Consider the following 19,831-nt stretch of genomic DNA (forward strand, 5'->3'; position numbering starts at 1 on the left):
ATAAAATCCCACAAAGTACGGTGGGAAATCTGCTAAAATAAGCGTAATTTTTGGTTAACGCGGAATAGAGGATCGGCTCATCGAAAATTGGCAACGGGGTTTCGTTCTACATCGCAAATCTTACAGCGAAACCAGCTTATTAGTGGATTTATTCACAGAGGACTTTGGTCGCCTCAGCGTTTTGGCGAAAGGCGCACGGGCAAAGCGTTCCATGCTGAAAGGCGTGTTACAGCCCTTTACCCCCTTATTACTACGTTGGAGCGGACGTGGCGATTTAAAAGTCCTGACCAAAGCAGAACCGGCTGCCATTGCATTACCTTTGCAACATGTGGCGTTATACAGTGGCTTTTATTTAAACGAGCTTATCTGTCGTGTACTGGAGCCTGAAACCGCCTATCCGCAATTATTTCAGCAATATTTGCATTGTTTAACCCGCTTAGCCGCCAATCAAGATGTGGAACCCGCATTACGCACCTTTGAATTTCAACTGTTGCGTACGCTAGGCTACGGCATTGATTTCACCCACTGCGCGGGTTCCGGTAAAGCGGTGGAAGCGGACATGACCTATCGTTACCGCGAAGAGAAAGGCTTTATCGCCTCATTAATTAGAGATAACTTAACTTTTTATGGTCGCGAGCTACTCGCCTTTGAGCAAACCCGCTTTGAGGAGCCAACAATCTTATTGGCGGCCAAGCGTTTTACACGCATTGCATTAAAACCTTATTTAGGCGATAAACCACTAAAAAGCCGAGAATTATTTACACAATACAGTTTATATTCAAAATAACATGGCATTACTTTACACCCAAGGCAAACCTAAAAAAGTCACGCAACCATTTACCGCCGATATTCTAGAATTAGACTATCAAGGCCTTGGCGTAGCAAAAATTAACGGCAAAACCTGGTTTATTGAAAATGCCTTGCCGCAAGAAAAGGTGGATGTCCGTGTGCTTGAGGAAAAACGCCAATACGGCTTAGGTACAGCGACACGAATTCTGCATCCAAGCCCGTTACGCCAACAACCACAATGTCATTATTTTAGCCAATGCGGCGGCTGTCAAAATCAACATATTCCTATCGAGCTACAACGTTCCGCCAAACAAAAGGCCTTGATGCAACGGCTGAGTCGTTTACAAAGTACACCTATTCAGTTTATGCCGTTACTACAAGGCGATGAATGGGGTTATCGGCGTCGTGTGCGTTTAAGCATCGGATTTGACGGCAAGACCCGCAAGTTACAAATCGGTTTGCGCCGTAAAAATTCTCAGCAAATCATTCCGATTGAGCGCTGTTTGGTGTTGGCACAACCGTTAAATAATTTACTGCCCAAATTGACCGCACTTTTTGCTCAGTGGTCGATGCCACAGCAGCTGGGGCATATTGAACTGGTCTCGGCGGACAACGGCGTTGCCATGTTGTTACGCCATATAAAAAACATTGCCAAAAACGACCGCACTTTATTGCTGAATTTCGCCGAACAACATCAGCTCATGCTTTTTGTGCAGGAACATGATGTCATCGAGCATTGGCGGGGCACGCGACCTTATTACGGCTTGGATGATGGTTCGCAACTGCAATTTGATATTCGGGATTTCATTCAAATCAACGCCGATCTGAACCGTCAAATGATCACCACAGCATTGGATTGGTTGTCACTGAATGAACAAGATCATGTGTTGGATTTATTCTGTGGCATGGGCAATTTTACTCTGTCGCTGAGTCGCAAAGTGAAAAGTGCGGTGGGAATCGAGGGCGTTTCCGCCATGGTGGAAAAAGCACGCGCTAACGCCGAACGAAACCGCTGTGCCAATGTCCAATTTTATCAGGCGGATTTGGATCAACCGTTTATCAGTCAACCGTGGGCACAGCAACCGTTCAATAAAATTTTGCTCGACCCACCACGCACGGGCGCCGCATTTGCGCTGCAAGCGCTATGTCAATTAGCAGCAGAAAAAATACTTTATGTTTCATGCAATCCTGCCACCTTAGTGCGAGATACGGAAATCTTGCTCAATGCAGGTTATCAGTTGGACAAAGTCGCCATGATCGATATGTTTCCACATACCGGGCATCTAGAGTCGATAAGTTTATATCAGAAAAAATAAGGATTCGTTATGGTCGCTGTGAGAGGGTCTCATTTATTAAATCCTAAGGATTTTGAGATTGAAAAATGGTGCGCTAACTTGAATGTCGCGGAGAATGTCAAAGCCAACTTGATTGCAGCTTGGCGTTATTCGCAACAGAAAATTGCATTGCGCACCGAACATCAGCAGGAAGAAGCCCACTTGCTTACTTTCGGCGTAGAAATGGTGGAAATTCTCAACAGCTTGAACATGGATGCTGGCAGCTTATTCACCGCTATGCTCTTCCCTATCGTACGCGACCAACTAGTAGATTTAGCCCAGATCGAAGAAGATTTTGGCGCCAATATCAGTAAGCTGGTGCGCGGAGTCATTGAAATGGATAACATCCGCCAGCTTAATATCACGCACTCTGCCAGTAACTTACAAGTGGATAACGTGCGTCGAATGTTGCTCGCTATGGTAGATGATTTCCGTTGTGTGATTATCAAATTGGCGGAACGTATTGCCTTCTTGCGTGATGCAGAAAAAAATTACACGGAAGAAGAACGCGTTCTCGCCGCCAAAGAATGTGCCAATATTTACGCCCCGCTTGCCAACCGTTTAGGCATCGGACAGCTCAAATGGGAACTGGAAGATTACTGTTTCCGTTATCTACACCCTGAACAATATCGCGCTATCGCCAAGTTATTAAAAGAACGTCGTCTTGACCGCGAACAATATATCGCCGATTTTGTCTCCGAACTTTCCGGTTATTTACAAGAAAACATCCAACAGGTAGAAGTGTACGGTCGCCCGAAACATATTTATAGCATTTGGCGAAAAATGCAGAAAAAGAATTTGGAATTCAGTGGCTTATATGATGTTCGTGCAGTACGTATTATCGTACAAAAATTACAAGACTGTTACACCGCACTGGGCATTGTGCACACCCATTTCAAACATCTGCCAAAAGAATTCGACGATTACGTCGCCAACCCGAAACCGAACGGCTACCAATCCATTCACACCGTTGTGCTTGGCAAAGGCGGCAAACCGATTGAAGTACAAATTCGCACCCAACAAATGCACGATGACGCCGAACTTGGCGTAGCGGCACATTGGAAATACAAAGAAGGTGCCACTGCCGGCCGCTCCGGTTACGAAGAAAAAATCGCGTGGTTACGCAAACTGTTGGCGTGGCAAGACGATATTACCGACTCTGGCGAAGTCATGGCGGAATTACGTAGCCAAGTGTTCGACGATCGCGTGTATGTCTTTACGCCAAAAGGCGAAGTGGTAGATTTGCCGACAGGCTCCACGCCTTTGGATTTCGCCTATGCCATTCACAGTGAAATCGGACACCGCTGCATCGGCGCAAAAGTAGGCGGGCGCATTGTGCCGTTCACTTATCAGTTGCAAATGGGCGATCAGGTGGACATCATCACTCAGAAAAACCCAAACCCAAGCCGCGACTGGCTAAATCCAAACCTCGGTTTTACCCACACAGCAAAAGCCCGTGCCAAAATTCATGCCTGGTTCAAAAAACAGGATCGCGATAAAAACATTCCGGCCGGTAAAGAATTGTTAGAAAGCGAACTCAACCGCTTAGGCATCAGCTTAAAACAAGTGGAACAACAGGCATTACCACGTTATAACCTAAAAAATCTGGACGATTTATATGCAGGCATCGGTGGTGGTGATATTCGTATCGGACCCTTGCTTAATTTCCTACAAAGCAAATTCATCAAAATCTCCGCGCAGGAAGTGGATGAGGAAATTTTACGCCACGTCAGCACCAAAAGTGCTGCTAACGCCCAACAAAAAACCGAACGCAAAGACTGCGTTATCGTAGAAGGCGTAGGCAACCTTATGCACCACATTGCACGCTGCTGCCAACCGATTCCGGGCGATAGCATCGTGGGCTACATCACGATGGGACGCGGCATTTCCATTCACCGTTGTGATTGCGAGCAATTCCTCGAGTTGCAAACCGTCCACCCGGAACGCGTGGTGGAATCCCGCTGGGGCGATAACTATTCCAGCGGTTTTCATCTTAACATTCGCATTGTCGCATCGGATCGCAACGGATTATTACGCGACATCACCACTGTACTGGCAAATGATAAAATCAGCGTACTCGGCGTTTCCACACGTACCGACACCAAGCGTCAATTAGCCAATATTGATATGCAAATTGAGCTTAACAATGTAGAAATTTTAAGTAAAATCCTCTCCCGTTTGGAAAAACTGGATGACGTGATTGAAGCCAAACGCCTTTAACCAATAAAACTATCATAAGGAAAACCTAATGGATAAAACTACGGGCCTAACCCATTTAATCAAATCGACCCAATATTCCATGAAAGGCTTAAAAAGTGCGGTCAAATATGAAACCGCTTTTCGTCATGAGCTTTTCTGTTGCATTTTCATGATTCCACTTGCCCTATGGCTTGGCGACGATGCCATTGAAAAAGCACTAATGATTGGTTCTGTCTTATTAGTGTTGGTTGTGGAATTGCTCAACAGCGCCATCGAAGCCGTCGTTGATCGCATTGGTACCGAACGCCACGAACTCTCCGGTCGTGCCAAAGATCAAGGTTCTGCCGCAGTATTTGTTGCCTTGGTTATCGTGGTGGTGACATGGGGATTCATGTTGTTTAATTAGAAACGTTATAAAAAAACAACCACATTTTTGCAATATTGATGGCGCGCCTTTCCCAATGCGTGCCTTGTTCTATATTGGGCTATACAGCCTAAGCACTCAAAAGGAGACAAATATGAACGATACACAACACATCGACACTATCGTCTTTGACTTAGGCGGCGTACTAATAGATTGGAACCCACGCCATTTATACCGCAAAATTTTCAACGACGAAGTGGAAATGGAACGATTTTTAACGGAGGTATGCAATAGCGAATGGAACGAACAACAAGATGCAGGGCGACCTTGGACGGAAGGCGTTGCCGAGGCCATCAAACAACATCCACACTATGAAGCGGAAATTCGTGCCTATCATGAACGCTGGCCGGAAACCCTAAATGGCGCTATCGACGACACCGTCTCCCTGTTGGAAGCACTCAAGCGTAGCGGCATTCGCCTACTGGCACTGACTAACTGGTCTAACGAAACCTTCCATTTCGCCGAAGAACAATTTCCTTTCTTAACCCAATTTGAAGGTATTTTAGTGTCAGGTTATGAACGCCTAGCCAAACCTGATCCGCGTATTTTCAACCTACTTATCGAACGCTATCACCTCACACCTCAGCGCACCATATTCATTGACGACAGCCTGCACAATGTAGAAGGTGCCCGTAACGTCGGCTTACACGCCTTACAATTCACCGACGCGCAAAAGCTGAAACAGGATTTAATAGCGTTGGGCGTAAAATTCGACTAAAAACACGTTAAAAAACGACCGCACTTTACAAGACACGAAACAAGAAGCTTGATATGTCAAAGGTACAACAGGTTTTAACATTACTACAAAATGAGGCAAATCCCGACAAGGCTGTAGAAATGGCAGTCTATATGAAAAACCAGTTTGATTTTCTTGGTATTCCCACGCCGTTGCGCCGTAAACTTTGCAAGCCGTTATTTAAAGAGATGAAGCCAAAGACACTCGATTGGGACTTTGTAGAATCCTGTTGGGAAAGTCCGTATCGTGAAATGCAATATGTTGCGACAGATTACTTAAATGCGTTGGTTGAGCAACTTACACCGCAGGATTTATCTCGAATTGAGCTATTAATCACCCGTAAATCCTGGTGGGACACCATTGATGCGTTAGACAAAGTTATCGGTGGTATCTTTTTAAGCTTTCCTGAAATTCGACCGCAGTTGATTCATTGGAGCCAACACGACAACATCTGGTTGCGGCGAGTCGCTATTGATTGTCAATTATCACTGAAGCAACAAACAGATAAGGCATTACTTAGCGAAGTCATCCAAAATAATTTTGGTCAGTCAGAATTTTTCATTAACAAAGCTATCGGTTGGGCATTGCGCGAATATGGCAAAACCCATCCGGATTGGGTGAAAAATTTTGTGCAACAACACAGGGAAAAGATGGCACCACTGAGCGTACGGGAAGCATTGAAACGATTAAAATGAATAAACAAAAGACCGCACTTTACAAAAAGTGCGGTCTTTTTCGCTTGTATTTTTAGCATCTAACCTTTCTTGTCCAACAACCGAATATATCGCGTTGCCGATAGCCATGCCCCGATGTAGCCCATGATGGTGCAGACAATCAACAAGAAAAGGAATTCTACGAAACCGAGACCATTTAGGTTAAAACTCACTGTGAAGATGTCAGTCACATATTTTACGGCACCGGTGAAATAACCGATAACGAGACTGCTGAAAATCGTCGCCAAGATTCCTCCCAACAGGGCGTAAATCATGCCGGTATAAAGAAACGGACGGAGGATAAATTGATCGGTAGCGCCGAGCAGTTTCATCACTTCAATATTGGCCTGATTGCTGTAAACATCAGAGCGAATGCTGTTGCCAATGACCAAAAACACCGCTAACGCCATAAGAATAGTACAGAAAATCGCAACGTGCGCGACCAACCAAGTCAGTGCGGTCAATTTTTCTAACCAATCATTATCCAAACGCACTTCCTGCACGCCTTTGATTTTATCCAATGTAGCACGCAACTCATTGCGTTTTTGCGATTCGTTAAAGGCTTTAGTCGGTTTAATCATCACCACAGCCGGAAGCGGATTATCATCCAACATGTTCAGTTCTTCATTAAAACCCGACCATTGACGGAATTCATTTAAACTTTCTTGACGGGAAATGTAATTTAACGATTCCACGCCTTCTTGCTGACGAATTTTTTCCACCACCAAGTTAGCATCTTCTTCGGAAAGGTTTTTATGCAAATACACAGTCAGTTCGCTTTCCGGATAAAATTGCGTGGTAGCATGATGAATATTTTTCCACAAGAGATAGCTCACGGTAGGAATCGTTAGCGATACAGCGATTACCAACACTGTGATGAGCGTGGCAAATTTGCGTTGATATAAATCGGCAAACACCGCGCGTAAGGAATACAGGGTTTGGGCGCCAAAAGGCAAACTAAAACGACGAAAACTCATGTTACCTCCTAACACAAATAACCTTGCTCAAGCACAAGGCAAGGCTTAGGTTTTTGTTGAATAATACCGATGTCATGGGTGGCAATCAGCACCGTCATGCCTAAGCGGTTAAATTCTTCAAATAGATTAAAAATTTCCAAGGAAAGCGCGCTATCCAAATTGCCTGTCGGCTCATCGGCTAATAATAATTGCGGCTTATGTACGATAGCGCGGGCAATATCTACCCGTTGTTGCTCACCACCCGACAAATGCGCCGGCGCGTGATTTGCGCGGTCACGCAGACCAACGCGATCCAATGCCGCTAATGCACGACTTTGTGCATCTTTTGGTGCCTGTCCGGCAATAATTAATGGCAACGCCACGTTATCCACCACGGAGCGATCGGACAACAACCGATAATCTTGATGAACCATACCGATTTGGCGACGCAAAAACGGCACTTCATGGCGTGATAAGCGGGTGATTTCATGCCCGTTAAACCAAATATGCCCGCCGTTGGCGCGCTCCATACCCATAATTAATTTCAGCAAGGTACTCTTCCCTGCGCCGGAATGCCCCACAAGGTAGGTCATACTGCCTACCGGTAAATGAAAGCTCAATCCTTGTAAGGCAGGCTTTCCACCTAAATATGCCTTACTGACATTTGCAAATCGAATCATATTTAATCTCTAAAAACATTTTAATTTTTAACCGCACTTTATTCTTCTTCATGAGCAAACAAAGCTTCGATAAATTCTTCTGCGTTGAATTCGCGTAAATCTTCAATTTTTTCGCCTACGCCGATGTAGCGGATCGGCAAATTAAACTGGTCGGCAATGGCGAAAATCACACCACCTTTGGCGGTGCCATCCAATTTGGTTAGGCTAATGCCGGTGAGCCCAACGGCTTCATTAAATAACTTGGCTTGGCTAATGGCATTTTGACCGGTGCCCGCGTCTAAAGTGAGCATAATTTCATGCGGTGCGCTTTCATCATATTTTTTCATCACGCGTACGATTTTTTTCAGTTCATCCATCAAGTTATTTTTATTTTGCAGACGACCTGCGGTGTCGGCGATGAGGATGTCGATATTGCGAGCCGCTGCCGATTGCATGGCATCAAAAATCACCGACGCGGAATCGGAGCCACTACTTTGAGCCACCACCGGAATATGATTGCGTTCGCCCCAGACCTGCAACTGCTCCACTGCCGCCGCACGGAAGGTATCGCCTGCCGCCAACATGACAGATTTGCCCTCCATTTGGAATTTACGCGCCAGCTTGCCAATGGTGGTGGTTTTACCCACGCCGTTCACGCCTACCATTAAAATCACATAAGGCTTTTTGCTGCTATCGATGCTCAACGGTTGCGCCACCGGTTTTAGGATCTGACCCATTTCCAGTTTTAATTGTTGATATAAAGCATCCGCATTTTGTAATTGTTGACGGGTGGCATGTTGGGTTAAGTTATTGATAATTTTGGTGGTCGTCGGCATGCCAATGTCGGCAATCAGTAATTGTTCTTCCAATTCTTCGAATAATTCATCGTCGATTTTTTTGCCGAGGAAAAAGCTGCGGAAGCCTGCACCGATATTTTGTTTGGTTTTCACCAAGCCTTTGAGCAATCGACTGAAAAAGCCGCCTTCGCTTGGTTTTTCCTGTGTTTCTACCATATCGGCAACAGCGCTTTCTTCGTGCTCTTCCGCTTCCGCGACAGATTCATCTTCAATGTCCACCGCATTTTCGACTTGTACTTCTGCTTCGCTCTCAGAAAGTGCGGTTGAATTTTCTAGCGTTTCTTCAATAGATTGAGTTGACTCATCTGATGGCGCAAGCTCAGAAGATAGCGCAAGCGTCCACGCTTGTGCCGCCGGGTTTTCCTCTTGAGAGGTCTCAACTTGAACGTCATGGCTTTCAGGCACAAGCGTGGACGCTTGCGCCGTTGATGTATCTTCCGTTAATGTATTTTCGGTCTCAGCTTCATCTGAAAGTGCGGTCGTTTTTTCTGCTGTTTCTTGCACTTCAGATTCATTAGGGAGCTGTTCTGTTGATTCCGGTTCTTTCGTTTCCGTTGATTCTTCCTGTTTATTTTTGCCTAATCCGAACCAAGACCAAAATCCGCCTTTTTTCTTTTCATCCGACATAAATTGCCCACTCTTATTTAAACTTGATAAAATGCCGCCCATTCTAGCAAAAAAACGCATAATTTTCCGATTTATATGAAAAAAGCAACAATGCAACAAAGCGCAAAAGGCAAGGTACGCATCATCGCCGGTTTATGGCGCGGGCGAAAACTGCCGGTATTAACTTCCCAAGGGCTACGCCCCACCAGCGACCGTGTAAAAGAAACGCTATTTAACTGGCTAATGCCCTACATCGTTGACAGTGAATGTTTAGACTGTTTCGCCGGTAGCGGTTCTCTCGGCTTTGAAGCCCTTTCACGCCAAGCGGCAAAGGTGACGTTTCTGGAATTGGAAAAAGCCGTGGCGCAACAGTTAAGTAAGAACATTCAAACGTTGAAATGTGCCGATCGCGCGCAAGTGGTAAATCAAAATAGCCTGCAATTTTTAAATCAGCCGCAAAATCAACCGCACTTTGACTTGGTTTTTCTCGATCCGCCGTTCAATTTTGATTTAGCGGAACAAGCCATTACCTTGTTGGACAAAAATCATTGGTTACGCCCACAAGCATTGATTTATGTGGAAACAGAAAAAGACAAAGGATTGAATGTGCCAGAAAGCTGGGCATTGTTGAAAGAAAAAAACAGCGGACAAGTGAGTTATCGGTTATATCAGGTGGAGGCCTAGAATAATTCATTATTCAGGCTTTTATTTAGTCACAATTTTCTAAACTTTCTCCATATAAAATAACATTTCACCCGCAACATATTCTTTTTCATACAAATAACTCCTCCTACCTCTTGATCTCGATCACAAATTTCACACTCTCCATTTGACGGCAAATTGCAAAGGAATACACTTGAGGCATTATGCAAACGTTTGCTTACCTTTAGTTCTTCGGCTGAAACGTTTCAAAGATCGGTTTTATTAACAACTTTAAGGAGATTTGAATGACCCACATTATCGTTGCAACGCACGGTAAATTTTCGGAAGAAATCGTCAATTCTGCCGCTATGGTGTATGGCGAAGACGAAAATTGCCATGTGGTCACTTTCCTACCGGGCGAAGGTGGAGAGCATTTGGTTGAAAAATACAATGCGATTATCGCCACCCTGCCGGAAAACGAACCGGTGTTGTTCTTAGTGGATTTATTTGGCGGCAGCCCTTATAACGCGGCAGCGAGAGTTGCTTCAGAGCGTGGCGACAACACGGACATCGTCACCGGCATCAGCTTGCCGATGCTGTTGGAAGTGTTGGATGCCAAAGATGGTGCAACCCTGCCGGAATTGGTGGAAACCGCCAAAGAAGTTGGTGTCGCAGCCGTGAAATCTTTCCGCCAACCGCCCGAAGAAGCGAAACCTGCCGCACCGACACCACAACCTACCAAGCCAGCCGAACCCGTTAAAACATCTCAAAATTCCACCGCACTTTCCGGCAATATGAATATTTCTTTATTACGTATTGACGATCGGTTGATTCATGGCCAAGTTGCAACTTCTTGGGCGAAAGCGGTGAAATGCGAAGCCATTTTTGCGATCAGCGATGAAGTAGCGGAGGATGCATTACGTCGCGAATTGTTGTTACAAATTGCGCCCGCACATTTAAAAGCCTATGTCATTCCGGTAGAGAAAGCCATTAAGGTCTATCACAATCCGAAATACGCAGGTAAAAACATTCTATGGCTAGTGACAAAACCGGCCGATGTAGTACGTTTAGTCGAAGGCGGTGTCAAAATAGATAAAGTGAATGTCGGCGGGATGACTTATAAAGACGGCAACAAACAACTTTCCGATGCGGTAACCGTTGGTAAAGCAGATGTCGAGGCATTCAAAAAACTGCTAGATTTAGGCATTGATTTATCTATGCAAAAAGTGGCAAGCAACCCGCGTGTGGAACTCACTAAACAAAAACTTGATGCAATTCAATTTTAATAAGGACACAACATTATGACTACAATGGAAATAATTCTCGTGACATTAGTCGCGGCGATTTGCGGTATGGGCAGTGTGCTTGACGAACGTCAAACTCACCGCCCGTTGGTCGCCTGTACCTTAATCGGTTTGGTCTTAGGTGATTTACAAACCGGGATTATCGTCGGCGGTACGTTGGAATTAGTTGCTCTCGGCTGGATGAACGTCGGTGCGGCGATGGCTCCCGATGCGGCGCTCGCCAGTGTAATCGCCGCAATCTTGGTGATCAAAGGCGGTCAAGACAAAGGCAGTGCCTTAGCCATTGCAATTCCTGTTGCAGCCGCCGGTCAGGTGTTAACCATTTTCGTGCGCACCCTCACCATCTTCCTGCAACACAAAGCCGATGATTACGCAGAGCAAGCCAACTTCCGCGGCATTGAATTCTGTCACTTTGCCGGTCTTTCCTTGCAGGCTTTACGGGTTGCCATTCCGACATTCTTCGTGGCACTCGTGGCCGGTACAGACACCGTAACTCACGCCTTGAACTCCATTCCGGAAGTGGTAACCCGCGGGTTACAAATCGCCGGGGGCTTTATCGTGGTTGTCGGTTACGCCATGGTAATCAACATGATGCGTGCCGGCGCGTTAATGCCGTTCTTCTTCCTTGGTTTCGTGATTGCCTCCTTCTCCGGCTATAACTTAGTGGGTTTAGGTATCTTAGGCACCTGCTTAGCCATTGTTTACATTCAATTAAACCCACGTTTTAACCAAGCCGTCTTGCCACAAACCAGTAGCAAACGTGAATTGGCTGATGATGAACTTGAAGGACTATAAGGAATACGATCATGACTGAACAAACTAAATTAGCATTAACGAAAAAAGATATTCGCAGCACTTACTGGCGTTCCACGTTCCTCTTGGGTTCATTTAACTTTGAACGGATGCAGGCAATGGGTTTCTGCGTCTCCATGATTCCAACCATTAAACGCCTCTATAGTAAAAAAGAAGATCAAGCGGCGGCCTTAAAACGCCATTTGGAGTTCTTCAACACCCAACCTTGGGTAGCCTCACCGATTATTGGCGTGACCGCCGCGATGGAACAAGAACGTGCCAACGGTGCAAAAGACATTGATGACGCGGCAATCAGCGGTGTGAAAGTAGGTCTGATGGGGCCATTAGCCGGTGTGGGTGACCCGATTTTCTGGGGAACATTACGTCCGGTTCTCGCCGCACTCGGCGCCGGTTTGGCTATCAGCGGCAACCTATTAGGACCGTTATTGTTCTTCATCGGCATTAACCTCTGCCGTTCCTTAACCCGTTGGTATGGTTTCAAATATGGCTACGAAAAAGGGACTGAAATCGTTAACGACATGGGCGGCGGTCGCTTACAAAAATTGACGCAGGGGGCGTCTATCCTCGGTCTCTTTGTGATGGGCTCGCTGGTGTCGAAATGGACCAGCATCAACATTCCGCTCGAATTATCACGCTATAAAAACCAAATGGGCGAAGAAGTCGTTACCACTGTGCAAAGCGTATTAAACGATTTGCTCCCAGGCTTGGCGGCGTTATTGCTCACTTTCTTCTGTATGTATTTGCTACGCAAGAAAATCAACGCCATGTATATCATCTTCGCGCTATTCGGCGTAGGTATCGTTGGCTACCATTTTGGTATATTGGCATAATTCAACGTCACATAATCACGGCGCGCGTCTTCCGACGCGTGCCTTGTTATTTAACGTTATAGAGGGCATACGTCGGGAGACGCACGCCATTCACCCAAATCTTTTCAATCAGCACATTTTCAATGAAACTCAAAGATCTCATTAAAGCCCCGCCTGCCGAAGGCTACATCAAAAATTCATCGAATTTAGTGACCGCACTTTTCATTTTGGCAGGTATTCTTTATTACCCCACCAACGGCTACGGTTCGGTCATTGCCTTAGCGGCTGCGCTTATTGTGTTAGTCGGACAAAAAATGCTCATCGGGCAAACCAACAAAGATTTCGCCGACATGCAATTTGCCGAAAAACAATTCACGCAAACCCAAAATGCCGATTACGCACGTTTCATCCAAGCCCGCGCCACGCAAATTTTAAACGAAAATAAAGTGTTATCGGAAAAAGGCAAAAAAGAACTCACCCGTTTGCTTAAGTTTGCCGAAACCACCTTAGCAGAAAACATCTCGCCATCATCACCATACAAAGCCGTATTCAGCGACATCGACGGCACACTGCTCAACAGCCAGCATCAAATCACACCCAAAACAGAAAAAGCAATTAAAAACATATTGAAACAAGGCATTCCGTTTATCCCTGTTTCCGCCCGTCCGCCTTATGCCATCACGCCTTACATGGAACAGCTTGGCTCGCAACATGGCATGATTTGTTACAGCGGGGCGTTAATTTTAGATAAAAATCTGACCGCACTTTATAGCGTGATTTTGGCACCGCAGGACTTACAAAAACTCAACGAACTTTTAGCCGATTTTGCCCACCTTTCCATCAGCTACTACGCCGGTTTGGATTGGTTTTGCAATGATGTGAACAATGATTGGATCAAGCAAGAAAGCGAGATCACGGGCTTAAGCGCCGAACTGCTACAAGGCAACCTCACGGAAGTACACAAAATATTAGTCATGGGCAGCGCCGAAGAAATCCAAACGGTGGAACCCGTGCTGAAACAAGCCCTTCCGCATTTAAGCATTCACCGTTCCAAAGACGAATATTTGGAAATCACGAACCCTGCCGCCACCAAAGCGAAAGCCATTCAATTTATGGAACAGCATTTGGGCATTAGCGCCGAGCAAGTCATCGCTTTCGGCGACAATTTTAACGATTTGGATATGTTGCAATACGCAGGCCTTAGCGTTGCTATGGGCAACGCCCCCGATGCCATAAAACAAGTGGCAAAAGAAGTCACTGCCACGAATAACGAAGACGGCATTGCGTTGGTGTTAAATTGGGTGTTTGGGAAGTAAAATTTAACATGCAAAAAGACCGCACTTTTAAACCCAAAGTGCGGTTATTTTTTCAGCGTTTTTACGGTGACAATCTCACTTTCTTCCACTCCCCGTTTTCTAGCAAATAACAGATTCTGTCATGTAGGCGGCTGGGTCTACCTTGCCAGAATTCGATGCGGTCGGGGGTGACGAGGTAGCCGCCCCAGTGAGGTGGGCGAGGGACGTTGAGCGGGTGTTGGGCGGCGATAATGGCGGCTTTGGCGAGTAAAGATTTATAGCCGGAAATGACTGCACTCTGTTCGCTTGCCCAAGCGCCGATGCGACTGGTGTATGGTCGGCTGGCGAAGTAGGCATCAGATTGTTCTGCGGGGATTTTTTCCGCTTTGCCTTCAATGCGCACAGAGCGTTCCAGTTCCGGCCAAAAGAAAGTTAAGGCGACAAAAGGATACTGTTCAATAGCCAGTCCCTTGCGGCTGTGATAGTTGGTAAAAAATACAAAACCTTGCGCGTTTACTTCTTTTAATAACACCATGCGACTGCTCGGTCGTCCGTCTTCGTTGACGGTAGTAAGGTTCATGCCGGTAGGTTCGTTAACCTGCGCTTTTATGGCATCATCCAACCAATGTTCAAATTGTATGATGGGATTAACGTTGCATTCCTGTTGGGAAAGCACTTTTTTACGATATTCTTCGCGAATGTTATGTAAGTCCATTGCGTCTCCTTAACTCATTATCCAATGACATGAATAGTTTAACTATAGCAAAATCCCAATAAATGCCAATAACCGAATTATGCACCTGTTAACAATACCTTATTTTAGGTATTTATTGAGCCATATCACCTTTTTTGTATTTAATTTGTACTATACTGAACGGGATTTTTGTTATTTAAATTATAAGGTGAGGAGAAAACAATGGGTATTTTTAGTGTCCCACCGGATCTGCCGGTAACCAAAAGCAAAGAGGAAATTGACAAAACATATCGCTATTGGCGTATGCATCTGATGATCACCAGCTACATCGGTTATGCAATTTTCTATTTTACACGAAAGAGTTTTAACTTTGTGATGCCGGCGATGTTGACAGATCTGGGATTACAAAAATCCGACATCGGAATCATGGGCACAGCGTTTTATTTGACTTACGGTGTTTCTAAATTCTTATCCGGCGTATTAGGCGATCGCTCAAACCCACGCTACTTTATGGGGATCGGTTTGATGATGACCGGCGTGGTGAATATCCTGTTCGGTTTGAGTTCCTCGGTCTTTATGTTCATTACCCTTTGGATGATTAATGCATTCTTCCAAGGCTGGGGGTGGCCACCTTGTTCTAAGATTCTAAACACATGGTATTCACGTAACGAGCGGGGCTTATGGTGGGCGATTTGGAACACCTCACACAACCTTGGTGGCGCGTTAATTCCATTACTCGCCGGTGCGGTAACGCTCTATTGGGGCTGGCGCTACGGTATGATCGTGCCGGGAATTATCGCCTGCGTGGTCGGTTTCGCCCTGTGCTTCCTATTGCGTGACCGCCCTGCTTCCATGGGCTTACCAACTGTCGGTGAATGGCGTAATGACATTGCAGAAAAAGAACACGAAAGTGAAGGCGCGGGCTTGTCCGGCTGGGAAATTCTGAAAACCTATGTATTCAAAAACAGCATAATTTGGGCGCTTGCGTTCTCTTGGTGTTTTATTTACATCATCCGCACAGGTATCAACGACTGGGGTAACTTATATTTAACCGAAACCCACGGCTATGATTTATTAAAAGCCAATTTAGCAGTTACCTTCTTTGAAGTCGGCGGTTTCTTAGGCGCATTATTTGCCGGTTGGGGATCCGATAAATTCTTCCAAGGCAACCGAACACAAATGAACATTATTTATGTGTTAGGTATTATCTCCGTGTCTCTCGCCTTGTGGTTTACCCCAAGCGATAATCCTATTATCATCAACGCTCTGTTCTTCTTAATGGGCTTCTTTATTTTCGGACCGCAATTCCTGATTGCAATGGCCGCCGCCGAAAACTCTCATAAATATGCCTCCGGCTCCGCCACCGGGTTCGTGAGCTTATTCGCCTACATCGGTGCTGCAGCCGCCGGTGCACCGTTGGCATGGATTATTCAATCCTTCCACTGGAACGGCTTCTTCAGTAGCTTATTTATCGTCTCTTTGGGTTGTGCGTTATTATTGATCTTTGTCTATTTCTTACAACGTCGTAAAAACAAACTGAAAGGGTAGATTAGAGTAAAGGGCGATCAAAAGAACCGCCCTTAAAAATTCAAATGTTGAGCTAATTGTGACACAGAAGTGCGGTAGATTTTTGCTAAGTTTTCTAAGGTCAAAAGGGATTCTCGTGCGCCTTGTTGGCAGCCGTATTTCTGATCGAGCAGTAAAATATTTTCCGCTAAATACATGGCCTGTTGTGGATTATGCGTCGTAATAAGCAAGGCGATATTTTGTGCTTGCAGTTGTTTGATTTTTTCCAACACACGAATTTGGTTGCCAAAATCGAGGCTTGCCGTCGGTTCGTCCATCACCAACAATTTGGCTTGCTGCGCAATGGCTCTAGCAATGAGCACAAGTTGTTTCTCACCCCCGCTCAATTCAGGATAGTAACAACTGGCAAGATGTTCGATTTGTAAATCGGCAAGCGCAGACAGTGCCAATTCTTTATCTTCCGCTTTTGGCGTTTGATACCACTTCAAAAAGGCTGAGCGCCCCATCAACACCATGTCCTGCACTAAAAACGGAAACAAATGTTGGTGCGCTTGTGGCACATAGGCAATATTGCGCGCCAATTCCGCCGGTGTATAAGCAGAAAGCGGCTGTTGTTGCCAATAAACTTCGCCTTGTAAGGCTGGTTGTAAACCAAGCAAGGTTTTCAAAAACGTACTTTTCCCTGCCCCATTTGCACCCAATAAACAACAAATTTGCTTTTCCTTTAAACAGAAATTGATGTTATTTATTAAAACGTTGTTGCCGTAACCAATGGCTAAATCATGGGTTTCGATCAAATTCATCGTCTGCCCCGCAATAACAAATAAAGGAAGAACGGCGCACCACACGCAGAGGTGAGAATACCAAGAGGCAGTTCAATGCCGGCAATGGTGCGAGCTAAGGTATCCGTTAATAACAGAAAACTTGCGCCAAGCAACAAAGAGGTTGGCAACAACAGAATAAAATTCGCGCCCACCAACAAGCGTGCAATGTGTGGCACGAGCAATCCGACCCAACCGATAATGCCTGTAATAGACACCGCACTTGCGGTGCAAATGGTGGTGAAAATAATCAAAATATAACGGGTAACTTTAATCGGCACCCCTAAACTGCACGCTTCCTCCTCTTCCAACGAAAGCAAATTTAAACGCCAACGCAGTAAAAATAACAGCGCCATACCAAGAATTAAAATCGGAGCCAGTTGCAACACATTTTTCGGCGTAATGGCGGTTAAACTACCAAGCAGCCAAAACGTGATGGAAGGCAGTTGGGTAAACGGATCAGCCAAAATTTTCAATAAGGAAATGCCCGCACCAAGCAAAGATCCAATGGCAATACCGGCAAGCACTAAAACCAAAATCGGGTCTTGATCTTTGCTACGAGAAGCAATGAGCGAGACACAAAACACCGCAGAAATACCACCAAGAAAAGCAAACAGCTGAATGTAAAACATTGGCAAACTATAAAAAATCGCCAAAGACGCGCCCAATCCTGCCCCTGCGGAAACACCCAAAATATCCGGTGAAACTAACGGATTTTTAAACATGCCTTGATATGTTGCCCCTGCACAAGCCAACGCAGCCCCCACTAAACATGCCACCACAATACGCGGAGAACGAATTTGCCATAACACGGTGTGAATTGGCGACTCGGCGCTACACTGTGAATCCCATGAACAGACAATGGTTTGCCATAATTGGCTTGGCGAAATGGGAAATTTCCCCACATTCAAGGCAAACAAAATACTGCCGATTAACAATGCAATCAGCAGCAAAAAGAAAATTCGTGGGGAGCGTTGGATAAATTGTTGCATTATTGCCCTTGTTTCAGCAGTTGTTCTGCCTGTGCTGTTGACAAATCAATATGGTAGAACAACTTATAAAAACGCTGCACTTCCGGCGCGAAGTCTGCCATCGGTTTATTGCTCAGCAAATGTTGTAACCAACGCACACCAAGCAAGCGATTCAAACTTGGTGGTGAATCGAGCCAACCGAACGGCTGGTTAGGAATGAAAAAAAAGCGCTGATTTTTCACCGCACTTAATTGACTCCATTGCGGATTATTTTTGATGGTTTGGAAAAATTCGGCGTATTGCGTCAGAATGATGTCGGGATTCCAAAGCAACAACTGCTCCATAGACACTTGCGTTAAGCCTTTGTGTTCCCCTTCCACTAAATTGCGCAAGCCCACCAATTCCATAGCTTCAGTATGAATAGAACCTTTTTGCCCCGTTTGCAAGCCATCGGCACTGCGTGCCAAATAGGCGGTTTGTTGTAAAGCAGCGGAAAAATCGACCGCACTTTTTAAAGTTTCTTCTGCATATTGCGCCTGTTGTTCCGTTAATTGCTCCACGCCCAACCATTTTCCCAATTCACGCAAGGTGTTTGGTGTTGCAGCAAGTCTGCCGTCTAATAATAAATAAGGCACGCCGGTTTGTGCAAAAGTACGTTTGGCTTGATCAATATAATTCAGCGTGACATTGCCCACATCAATAATCAAACTCGGCTGTAACGCCACAATTTTTTCCGCAGAAAGCGTGCTACCCTTGCCGGCAATTTTGCCGATCGTCGGCAACGCTTGTTGTTCAGCAGGAAATAACTTGCCACCTTGCGATGCCATGTTAAAGCCCGCCAGTCCCACCATTTTCTGTGGCGCGACCGATAGCAATAGCACGTCACTCGGATTACCCGCGCTTAAGACTTTGTCAATCTTTTGCACAGGCGGAAGCTCTCCCGCCAAAAATATCGTAGGCGCATTTTCTGCCAAAACAGCATGAGCAAAAAAGAGAGTAAGAAATAACCCAAACCATTTTTTCATCATCAATCCTTAAAAGTGCGGTCATAAAAAATAACGTTTTGAATTCTACTAAAATCCGATATATTTTTGAATATATAACCTGAAGTTTGCTAGAATAATTGCGCTATAGCTATCAATATATATCGTTATATTTTCCCTTAACTCTATTGGATAAAGATCATGAAGTTTGAGGTTATTTACAAATTTTTGCTGTTGTGCGTGCTAATTATCAGTTTGCTGTGTGTGGTGATAAGTGGCGTGGGGCTACTTTGGGGTTGGCCGATAGACTCATTACTTAACATTCATATTAGCTTTGCCCTATTGCTGGTTGCCAGTTTGTTATTACATGTGCTAAACCGCAAAAATAAACTGGTGAAAATCAATACGCAATTTGCCGATTTGGTGCTACACAATCGTTATCCGAGTTATTGCAATTTAGATCGTCTGATCATGACCTTTGAGCATTTTTCCATTGTGCAAATTGCCGAACAATTAAACCTGAATTTAACCACGCTACAACAAGAATTGGTGGCAGGGAAAATAAACGTAAAAAATATTCACCGCACTTTGCGGCAAAATTTTCCGCATAACGATGAGAAGATTTTTGCTGCCGCTACGATTGCGCTGAAACTTCGCTTTACGCCTCCCCTATCGAATCTAAACTTAAAAGGACATTAA

Annotated in this window: 20 protein-coding genes; 13 read left to right on the forward strand and 7 right to left on the reverse strand. The window is 45.2% G+C overall.

Features of this window, described 5'->3' with window-relative positions; all coding sequences use genetic code 11:
• The first annotated feature begins 79 nt into the window (after positions 1-79).
• The 6 genes from recO (at position 80) to EL144_RS00880 (ending at position 6,177) form a co-directional block, all read left to right on the forward strand.
• Positions 80-787 (forward strand): DNA repair protein RecO, encoded by a 708-nt coding sequence (recO, locus tag EL144_RS00855; protein ID WP_032994733.1) that lies wholly within the window; start codon positions 80-82, stop codon positions 785-787.
• A 1-nt stretch (position 788) separates the two neighbouring features.
• A complete protein-coding gene (rlmD, locus tag EL144_RS00860; protein ID WP_005702878.1) occupies positions 789-2,105 on the forward strand; it encodes a 23S rRNA (uracil(1939)-C(5))-methyltransferase RlmD in 1,317 nt (438 codons plus the stop codon).
• 9 nt (positions 2,106-2,114) lie between these two features.
• Positions 2,115-4,343: a GTP diphosphokinase gene (relA, locus tag EL144_RS00865; protein WP_050332630.1), complete on the forward strand. Its 2,229-nt coding sequence runs from the start codon at positions 2,115-2,117 to the stop codon at positions 4,341-4,343.
• 28 nt (positions 4,344-4,371) lie between these two features.
• Complete coding sequence (locus EL144_RS00870; protein ID WP_032994736.1) at positions 4,372-4,728, forward strand: diacylglycerol kinase; 357 nt, start codon at positions 4,372-4,374, stop codon at positions 4,726-4,728.
• 112 nt (positions 4,729-4,840) lie between these two features.
• Positions 4,841-5,464: an HAD family hydrolase gene (locus EL144_RS00875; RefSeq protein WP_005702882.1), complete on the forward strand. Its 624-nt coding sequence runs from the start codon at positions 4,841-4,843 to the stop codon at positions 5,462-5,464.
• A 53-nt stretch (positions 5,465-5,517) separates the two neighbouring features.
• Positions 5,518-6,177, forward strand: a complete 660-nt coding sequence (locus EL144_RS00880; protein WP_005702883.1) for a DNA alkylation repair protein — start codon at positions 5,518-5,520, stop codon at positions 6,175-6,177.
• A gap of 59 nt (positions 6,178-6,236) precedes the next feature.
• On the opposite strand, the gene ftsX is transcribed toward EL144_RS00880, so the two are convergent.
• Genes ftsX through ftsY form a run of 3 tightly spaced genes read right to left on the reverse strand, consistent with a single transcriptional unit; the run spans position 6,237 to position 9,294 of the window.
• Positions 6,237-7,172, reverse strand: coding sequence for a permease-like cell division protein FtsX (gene ftsX, locus EL144_RS00885; protein WP_005702884.1), 936 nt, complete (start codon positions 7,170-7,172; stop codon positions 6,237-6,239).
• Positions 7,173-7,180: 8 nt separating this feature from the next.
• Positions 7,181-7,831, reverse strand: a complete 651-nt coding sequence (gene ftsE, locus EL144_RS00890; protein ID WP_005702886.1) for a cell division ATP-binding protein FtsE — start codon at positions 7,829-7,831, stop codon at positions 7,181-7,183.
• Between the two features lie 38 nt (positions 7,832-7,869).
• Positions 7,870-9,294, reverse strand: a complete 1,425-nt coding sequence (ftsY, locus tag EL144_RS00895; RefSeq protein WP_032994761.1) for a signal recognition particle-docking protein FtsY — start codon at positions 9,292-9,294, stop codon at positions 7,870-7,872.
• A 75-nt stretch (positions 9,295-9,369) separates the two neighbouring features.
• On the opposite strand from ftsY, the gene rsmD reads away from it, so the two are divergent.
• The 5 genes from rsmD to EL144_RS00920 all read left to right on the forward strand — a co-directional run bounded on the left by rsmD (position 9,370) and on the right by EL144_RS00920 (position 14,157).
• A complete protein-coding gene (gene rsmD / locus EL144_RS00900; RefSeq protein ID WP_005702888.1) occupies positions 9,370-9,957 on the forward strand; it encodes a 16S rRNA (guanine(966)-N(2))-methyltransferase RsmD in 588 nt (195 codons plus the stop codon).
• A gap of 263 nt (positions 9,958-10,220) precedes the next feature.
• Positions 10,221-11,201, forward strand: coding sequence for a mannose/fructose/sorbose PTS transporter subunit IIB (locus tag EL144_RS00905; protein ID WP_005702889.1), 981 nt, complete (start codon positions 10,221-10,223; stop codon positions 11,199-11,201).
• 15 nt (positions 11,202-11,216) lie between these two features.
• Positions 11,217-12,014, forward strand: a complete 798-nt coding sequence (locus EL144_RS00910; protein ID WP_032994739.1) for a PTS mannose/fructose/sorbose transporter subunit IIC — start codon at positions 11,217-11,219, stop codon at positions 12,012-12,014.
• Positions 12,015-12,025: 11 nt separating this feature from the next.
• Positions 12,026-12,862: a PTS mannose transporter subunit IID gene (manZ, locus tag EL144_RS00915; RefSeq protein ID WP_005702200.1), complete on the forward strand. Its 837-nt coding sequence runs from the start codon at positions 12,026-12,028 to the stop codon at positions 12,860-12,862.
• A gap of 122 nt (positions 12,863-12,984) precedes the next feature.
• A complete protein-coding gene (locus tag EL144_RS00920) occupies positions 12,985-14,157 on the forward strand; it encodes a Cof-type HAD-IIB family hydrolase (RefSeq protein WP_005702891.1) in 1,173 nt (390 codons plus the stop codon).
• 61 nt (positions 14,158-14,218) lie between these two features.
• Here the strand turns inward: EL144_RS00920 and pdxH are convergent, their stop codons facing one another.
• Positions 14,219-14,851, reverse strand: coding sequence for a pyridoxamine 5'-phosphate oxidase (gene pdxH / locus EL144_RS00925; RefSeq protein ID WP_005702894.1), 633 nt, complete (start codon positions 14,849-14,851; stop codon positions 14,219-14,221).
• A gap of 201 nt (positions 14,852-15,052) precedes the next feature.
• Here pdxH and uhpC point away from each other — a divergent pair, with 201 nt between their 5' ends.
• On the forward strand, positions 15,053-16,378 hold the full coding sequence (uhpC, locus tag EL144_RS00930) for an MFS transporter family glucose-6-phosphate receptor UhpC (protein ID WP_005702895.1): 1,326 nt from the start codon (positions 15,053-15,055) through the stop codon (positions 16,376-16,378).
• Between the two features lie 32 nt (positions 16,379-16,410).
• Here uhpC and EL144_RS00935 read toward each other — a convergent pair whose 3' ends face one another.
• The 3 genes from EL144_RS00935 to EL144_RS00945 are packed head-to-tail and all read right to left on the reverse strand — an operon-like array spanning position 16,411 to position 19,174.
• The gene (locus tag EL144_RS00935; protein ID WP_005702896.1) at positions 16,411-17,160 is read right to left on the reverse strand and encodes an ABC transporter ATP-binding protein; all 750 of its coding nucleotides are present in this window, start codon (positions 17,158-17,160) and stop codon (positions 16,411-16,413) included.
• The gene (locus EL144_RS00940; protein ID WP_005702897.1) at positions 17,157-18,170 is read right to left on the reverse strand and encodes a FecCD family ABC transporter permease; all 1,014 of its coding nucleotides are present in this window, start codon (positions 18,168-18,170) and stop codon (positions 17,157-17,159) included. Before EL144_RS00940 ends, EL144_RS00935 begins: the two co-directional genes overlap by 4 nt.
• On the reverse strand, positions 18,170-19,174 hold the full coding sequence (locus EL144_RS00945; RefSeq protein ID WP_032994742.1) for an iron ABC transporter substrate-binding protein: 1,005 nt from the start codon (positions 19,172-19,174) through the stop codon (positions 18,170-18,172). Before EL144_RS00945 ends, EL144_RS00940 begins: the two co-directional genes overlap by 1 nt.
• A gap of 159 nt (positions 19,175-19,333) precedes the next feature.
• Between EL144_RS00945 and EL144_RS00950 the strand changes: the two genes are divergently transcribed.
• Positions 19,334-19,831 carry a hypothetical protein gene (locus EL144_RS00950; protein ID WP_005702899.1) on the forward strand — a complete coding sequence of 166 codons (498 nt, stop codon included), beginning with the start codon at positions 19,334-19,336 and terminating at the stop codon, positions 19,829-19,831.

The organism is Aggregatibacter aphrophilus ATCC 33389, from assembly GCF_900636915.1.
Lineage (GTDB): Bacteria > Pseudomonadota > Gammaproteobacteria > Enterobacterales > Pasteurellaceae > Aggregatibacter > Aggregatibacter aphrophilus.